At 39.4% G+C, this 497-nt stretch carries 2 tRNA genes and 1 rRNA gene; all 3 read left to right on the top strand.

What is annotated here, in order from left to right:
- Positions 1-64: ribosomal RNA gene (locus tag CF599_RS19335) — 16S ribosomal RNA — on the top strand; the annotation flags it as partial.
- A 75-nt stretch (positions 65-139) separates the two neighbouring features.
- Positions 140-213 (top strand) — tRNA-Ile (locus CF599_RS19330).
- Positions 214-293: 80 nt separating this feature from the next.
- Positions 294-367: transfer RNA gene (locus CF599_RS19325), tRNA-Ala, on the top strand.
- Positions 368-497: the final 130 nt, after the last annotated feature.

Below are 497 nucleotides of genomic sequence, written 5' to 3'. Positions count from 1 at the left end.
GGTAACTAGGGCTAAGTCGTAACAAGGTAGCCGTACCGGAAGGTGCGGCTGGAACACCTCCTTTCTAGAGAATAATTAGGATTATAATAACTTTACTCTCGCTGTTAATACCAAAAAAAGATACAAACAAAAAGTATAGAGTCTCGTAGCTCAGCTGGTTAGAGTACTACACTGATAATGTAGGGGTCGGCAGTTCGAGTCTGCCCGGGACTACAAAATACTTTAGAGGATGTATTAAAGGAAATACTAGAGGTTAGCTAACCGTTTAAAGGTAGTGATACCGATAGATAAACGGGGGATTAGCTCAGCTGGCTAGAGCGCCTGCCTTGCACGCAGGAGGTCATCGGTTCGACTCCGATATTCTCCACAAGGACTAAGGTCCACACGATCATTGACATATTGATAACTTAACTAACAAAAATAAAGTTAGAAAAGAATACAAAACAAGATATAGAAATATATTAAAATTTATAGAAAGTACGATTCGAAAGAATTGT

Source organism: Myroides sp. N17-2, from assembly GCF_002286775.1.
In the GTDB taxonomy this organism is placed as follows: domain Bacteria; phylum Bacteroidota; class Bacteroidia; order Flavobacteriales; family Flavobacteriaceae; genus Flavobacterium.
Note: the sequence above shows the minus strand (reverse complement) of the source record. Positions and strands in the feature narration are given on the sequence as shown.